This window comes from Chamaesiphon sp. OTE_20_metabat_361, assembly GCF_031364565.1.
On the sequence record NZ_JANLWO010000386.1, the window covers coordinates 1 to 5,594 of the forward strand.

A 5,594-nucleotide genomic window follows, 5' to 3' on the forward strand; every position below is an offset into this window, starting at 1 on the left:
GGGCACTAATTTGTCCCAGACGCGGTGGGTAGAGAGTGCAGCCAGAGTAAACCACTGCGAGTAACACGGCGATCGCGCCTAACCATCCCACTCGCCACAACTTTGCACCCATAGCCCGAAATATCTCCGATCGTGCTTCCATTATGATTGAAGGCGGGCTGTCTACTCCCTTCTCAGTGACAAATTAGACATCTAGTGTGGATAGTGGATAGTGGATAGTGGATAGTGGATAGTGAATTGCAAATGTCTATTTCTTGGGTGGGAAGGGAGTAGACTCACGACGTAGTAGACCTCCTGCGAAAGTAAAAACAAAATCTTCTTCAGTACTGTTCTCATCCGAAGAACCCCCTATTCCCTATTCCCTATCCCCTATCCCCTGACTTTCGCAGGAAGTCTAGTGTTGTTTAGTAGCCGACGGTACAGTAATCGATCCAATCGGCGATCGCGATGAGAAAAGTAAAAAATGTGCCGTCTGGTAATGGAAATTGTTAACATAGATAACAGTAGTAATCAGATCGATCGAGTAGTGGCGAGTAGAAATCATCACCGCAGATCGAGCCGGATTACCAATCGTCCATAATCAGAGATAGATAATGGCAGCCGCAGTAAATATTCAAAATCTGTCCAAGAGCTATGGAACCGTCACGGCGGTTAAAGACGTATCCTTCCAAGTCGAGCAAGGCGAAATTTTTGGCTTGCTCGGCCCGAATGGTGCGGGTAAAACTACCACGATTCGCTGCTTGTGTACCCTTGCCAAGCCCGATAGCGGGACGATCGAGATCGGAGGCATTTCTGTCCTCGAACAGCCCCGTGAAGCCCGTAAACGCCTGGGATATGTCGCGCAGGCAGTCGCCCTCGACAAGATCTTGACGGGGCGAGAATTGCTAGAACTTCAGGCATCTTTGTACCATATCCCCAAAGCGGAAGCTAGACAGCGGATTGAGGTACTACTGGAAATCCTCGATCTCAATAGCTATGCCGATAAAAAGACGGGTACCTACTCCGGCGGCTTGCAGCGACGCATCGATTTGGCGGCGGGATTACTCCACCAGCCGGAAGTCCTCGTCCTCGATGAGCCGACAGTCGGACTCGATATCGAGAGTCGGGTAGTAGTTTGGGACTTCTTGCGCCAGCTCCGTGCTAGTGGGACGACGATTTTGATTACCAGTCATTATCTCGAAGAAGTAGACGCATTAGCCGATCGCGTTGGCATTATCGATGGTGGTTTGGTGATTGCTGAAGGTACGCCCACAGAACTCAAAAATAAGTTAGGTGGCGATCGGATTACGCTCCGGATTCGGGAATTTACGCCCCTTCCCGAAGCCGAAAGAGCTAAACAAATGCTCAGCGAATTGCCCTTCGTCCAGGAGGCGATCGTCAATTCGACATCGGCAAACTCGCTCAACCTCGTCGTTACGCCCGATCGCGATGTGCTGATGACGATTCAGCAATCGCTACAGACGGCGGGTATTCCCATTTTCGGGATCTCCCAATCGCGACCGAGCCTCGATGATGTCTATCTAGCGGCGACCGGGAAAACTCTGCTCGATGCCGAACTCAGTGCGGCGAGCAAGCGCGACCTCAAAGCCGAGAAAAAACAAAGTATGCGCTAGGGGGATGGAGATTCAGTGCGATCGAGAGTTCATACCAAATTGGGAATAATCCTCATCGCCATATCTTGTCTATTGTGGGTGGCGATCCTCATCGTCCCCTTCCTCCCCGCCCAGCTCCCTCAGAAAGCGATCGGCACTACAAGTTTAGTCATCGTTAGCGAAGCCTTATTCTGGGTGGGCATACTGCTAACAGGTAAAGAACTCGCCCATCGGTTCCGTCGCCAGCTCAATCCGTACTACTGGTGGCAGCGAGTTACCAACAGAAGATAACTAACACCTCATTCAATTCTTCACTACAAACCTACCATGAGCGGCACGATCGACACCTCCAAACCTCTAAATTTAGCTCCCAGCGATCGACTGCGATCGCGCGAACCGTTAGCATCTAACGATTTAGCTGATTTCATCCAAGAAACCTTAGCACTGACTAAACGCCTATTTATCCAGCTCCAGCGTCGTCCATCGACCCTGGTTGCCGGGATTATCCAGCCGCTGATGTGGTTGGTACTGTTTGGCGCTTTATTTCAAAATGCGCCCCAGGGGATGATGGGTAATGACTTGAGCTATGGGCAATTTTTAGGTGCGGGGTTGATTGTCTTTACCGCGTTCGTGGGTGCCTTAAATGCTGGCTTACCCGTGATGTTCGATCGGGAGTTTGGCTTTCTCAATCGATTGCTGGTTGCGCCGCTAGCATCGCGCTATTCGATCGTGGCTGCTTCGGCGATTTATATCGTCGCCCTCAGTTTCGTCCAAACCGCCGCCATCATTGGCGTGAATGCGCTGATGGGTGCGGGTTTACCCAGTGTGGCTGGATTAGGGATTATTGCACTGATTATTTTATTACTAGTATTGGGCGTGACAGCGCTGAGTCTGGGTTTGACCTTTGCCTTACCCGGACATATCGAACTGATTGCCGTGATTTTTGTCGTCAACTTACCGCTGTTATTTGCGAGTACGGCATTAGCACCTCTGTCATTTATGCCCCAATGGCTGCAATGGGTCGCGGCGCTCAATCCCCTGACATACGCGATCGAGCCGATTCGTTACTTGTACAATCACGCGCATTGGGATCTGAGCAGCATCGTCTTACAAGCGCCCTGGGGAAACGTCTCATTTGGCACCTCCCTCGCGATTTTAGTCGGTTTTGCTGGATTTACCCTAACTGTCATTCAACCCCTGTTAAAACGGCGTTTAGCCTAATCTGAGGAACTATTTAGCCTGGTTTGGCATCTTAGTTAATAGCAAATGCCGCTAGCAGTGTCCGAATTTTCCACACAATTACACTCCAAATCTTTGACTTAAATATGAAATTACTCCTCACTCCCATCTGTCTACTCTTAGGTCTATCTGTGACCCTCGCCCCGACGATCGCCTCCGCCCAAAATAATACTTTTGGTGGGAGTAGCGACAATCGCTACCCCTTCAGTCGAGCATCTGGCGGCGATACTTCTGGCTTGCTGAATATCATCAACCAAGCTCAACTTAATGGCAGAAGTAATCCTAATTATGGTGCCGAACAAAGCGACCAAATTAACTCCGCTACCGAAGATTTTCGCACCGAACGGTTGCGTTTATTGCGCGAGCGTAACAAAAAAACTGCACCAGCAACAACCATTAAATCCAGATAATTATTGATAGTGGATAATTCAGCCGTGAATATCCACTATTTTGTTTGACGCGATCGATAGGGTAGGTAAGAGGTAATAATTCTCTCGATCTGTCGTCGATCTTAACTAGACCGAATCTAGCACCGATCTGTTCGCCCGATCATCTTTTGGTGATGAGAATAGTGTAGGAGAAAAAAGTAGCGATCGTGAGGAAGATTAGCGCCAGCAGTATGCCTCCCGGCAAAAAAGTAAAAATTCCAAAACCGCGTAGTAAGTACAATAAAATACTCAGTCCGAGACTAATGCTAAATAGATAAGCAAACTTCTGAGTTAAAGTCATATAATAACGATCTGATGATAAACTTTAAATTAGCATTTTAATGAGTCTCGATCGCCCAAATCTGATATCTTTTCAATCATTACGCCGCATTTTGCTGAGCGTGTTGACCGCCTTTATCCTGCTCAAGCTAATTTCCTCGCTAGTGGGTACATTCGATCGACCCCAGATCCAAGGCAAATTCGAGCTGTATCAAACCAATCTCGTACTCGTCGCCTCGGAATGGAAACCGACTGAAGATCTCGAAGGATTGGGGGCATTGCAGACATCGATTGTCGGTACGGATATCCTCAAATCTGCCACTCAACAGTATCAAAATGCTCGATCGAGCGATGTCCTCGCGATCGAGAAACTTAAAACAAGTTTAGCAGGTTTAGGTTCGGCAGAGAGCAATGCCAATACCAAAGAATCGCTGGCACTTCAAACTAATTTAATTAATAAAACAATTGCCGCAGCGCAGCTAGAAATCGAGCGAATCGATCTCCGCATTGGTATTTTACAAGCCGCGAATAAACAGCCAGAACAAGCGATTGTCACTTGGCATAAAGTTATCACCGACGCCTCTCGATCGACATCTAAAAATGTCGCCGCATCACTAATCGGAATTTGGCAAAAATCACCCAGTATCGATCGAAATACCTTACCGCAAATTAAAGCAGAAATTACCACTAATTTTGACGGCTGGTTTCGCGATCGGATTTTGACTCAAGTATACACAGATTTAGACGATCGTCCCGAGTTAGATAAGCTGGCGATCGCCGAACAACTTAAAGCTAAGAATGCCCTCATCAAGCTAGCATTGATTACTATTCCCCGCGTTCTCTTGGGCGTGAGTGGTGTGTTTTTGTTGGTATTTTTTATAGTCAGGCTGATTATTATCGCGATCCAACAGCGCAAAGAGCGATCTGTGCCAGAAATCTTACTCGCACATCTGAACCCGTGGCAAACACCTTGGGACTGGGAAATTGTTTGGCAAGTATTTGTCGTCGGCTTCTTCTTTGTCGGTCAATTTTTACTACCTGCAATCTTTAGTATCTTAGTCGAACCCGCCACCTTGACGACGCGAGGACAAGGATTATATGTCTTCAGTAGTTATGTGTTGATGGCAAGTTTGGGCATCGGCGTATTGTTTCTGTCGATTAAAAGTTATATGCCCCTGCCACCAGATTGGTTTAAATTTAATTGGCGATCTAATTGGTTACTGTGGGGCATTGGTGGTTATTTAATTGCCACGCCGATCGTGATCGTAGTGTCATTAATTAATGATAAAATTTGGCACGGACAGGGCGGTAGTAACCCCTTACTCCAAATCGTCCTTGAAGGTAGAGATTCGACTGCCTTAGTCCTATTCTTTGTCACTGCGGCAGTCGCAGCACCCTTATTTGAAGAATTCCTGTTTCGCGGATTTCTACTGCCCTCATTGACTCGCTATGTACCAGTATGGGGTGCGATCGCGATTAGTGGATTAGTGTTTGGAGTTGCCCATTTGAGCCTATCGGAAATTTTGCCCTTAACTACTTTAGGGATTATCTTAGGTATCGTCTACGTTCGCACGCGCAATCTCTTGGCACCGATGTTATTACATAGCCTCTGGAACAGTACCACGTTGGCAAGTTTATTTATCTTAGGTAGCGGGAATTAATAATTAATAATTAATAATTATTAATTATTAATTATTGAACCCCTACTTCACCTGAAGCTTATAAGTAGTCTGCACTTGAGCATTAGTCATCATCAGACCGCTAAACCGCCAGCGTAGATAATTATAAGCGGTCGTGGGCGCTGGTTGGGTGCCGATTTTCGGCTGAGCAACGAAAGTTTTGCCCCCATCGATACTAAATAATAGTTCGGCACCCTCAAGCGACCTAGCAGAATCTTTCACATAATTAGTTCCCCTAGGAATCGGTTGCTTGAGAATTAAATTCTTGAGTGGACAGCGGCTATTATTTTTGGCAATTACGGTGTATTTAATAATATCTCCAGGCTTCACAGTCGCTTTTTCGGCAATCGGTCGGAAGACAGTTTTATTGTTCTCCA

At 47.0% G+C, this 5,594-nt stretch carries 6 protein-coding genes and 1 pseudogene; 5 read left to right on the forward strand and 2 right to left on the reverse strand.

Annotated elements, in window-relative coordinates; translation table 11 throughout:
- The first annotated feature begins 593 nt into the window (after positions 1-593).
- The 4 genes from RMO35_RS11305 to RMO35_RS11320 all read left to right on the forward strand — a co-directional run bounded on the left by RMO35_RS11305 (position 594) and on the right by RMO35_RS11320 (position 3,241).
- Positions 594-1,613, forward strand: a complete 1,020-nt coding sequence (locus RMO35_RS11305; RefSeq protein ID WP_309741284.1) for an ATP-binding cassette domain-containing protein — start codon at positions 594-596, stop codon at positions 1,611-1,613.
- Positions 1,614-1,652: 39 nt separating this feature from the next.
- A complete protein-coding gene (locus RMO35_RS11310) occupies positions 1,653-1,883 on the forward strand; it encodes a transporter suffix domain-containing protein (protein ID WP_309741285.1) in 231 nt (76 codons plus the stop codon).
- Positions 1,884-1,919: 36 nt separating this feature from the next.
- Positions 1,920-2,813 carry an ABC transporter permease gene (locus RMO35_RS11315; RefSeq protein ID WP_309741287.1) on the forward strand — a complete coding sequence of 298 codons (894 nt, stop codon included), beginning with the start codon at positions 1,920-1,922 and terminating at the stop codon, positions 2,811-2,813.
- 104 nt (positions 2,814-2,917) lie between these two features.
- Entirely contained in the window at positions 2,918-3,241 is a 324-nt protein-coding gene (locus RMO35_RS11320) for a hypothetical protein (RefSeq protein WP_309741289.1), read from the forward strand.
- A gap of 139 nt (positions 3,242-3,380) precedes the next feature.
- On the opposite strand, the gene RMO35_RS11325 is transcribed toward RMO35_RS11320, so the two are convergent.
- The gene (locus RMO35_RS11325) at positions 3,381-3,560 is read right to left on the reverse strand and encodes a hypothetical protein (RefSeq protein ID WP_309741291.1); all 180 of its coding nucleotides are present in this window, start codon (positions 3,558-3,560) and stop codon (positions 3,381-3,383) included.
- A gap of 40 nt (positions 3,561-3,600) precedes the next feature.
- On the opposite strand from RMO35_RS11325, the gene RMO35_RS11330 reads away from it, so the two are divergent.
- Entirely contained in the window at positions 3,601-5,199 is a 1,599-nt protein-coding gene (locus RMO35_RS11330; protein WP_309741292.1) for a type II CAAX endopeptidase family protein, read from the forward strand.
- A gap of 42 nt (positions 5,200-5,241) precedes the next feature.
- On the opposite strand, the pseudogene RMO35_RS11335 reads toward RMO35_RS11330, so the two are convergent.
- Positions 5,242-5,594, reverse strand: a pseudogene (locus tag RMO35_RS11335) (hypothetical protein); the annotation flags it as partial.

Coding starts and splice junctions, on each gene's coding strand:
- RMO35_RS11330 (WP_309741292.1), top strand. CDS start 3,601: ATGAGTCTCGATCGCCCAAATCTGATATCTTTTCAATCATTACGCCGC.
- RMO35_RS11305 (WP_309741284.1), top strand. CDS start 594: ATGGCAGCCGCAGTAAATATTCAAAATCTGTCCAAGAGCTATGGAACC.
- RMO35_RS11325 (WP_309741291.1), bottom strand. CDS start 3,560: ATGACTTTAACTCAGAAGTTTGCTTATCTATTTAGCATTAGTCTCGGA.
- RMO35_RS11315 (WP_309741287.1), top strand. CDS start 1,920: ATGAGCGGCACGATCGACACCTCCAAACCTCTAAATTTAGCTCCCAGC.
- RMO35_RS11320 (WP_309741289.1), top strand. CDS start 2,918: ATGAAATTACTCCTCACTCCCATCTGTCTACTCTTAGGTCTATCTGTG.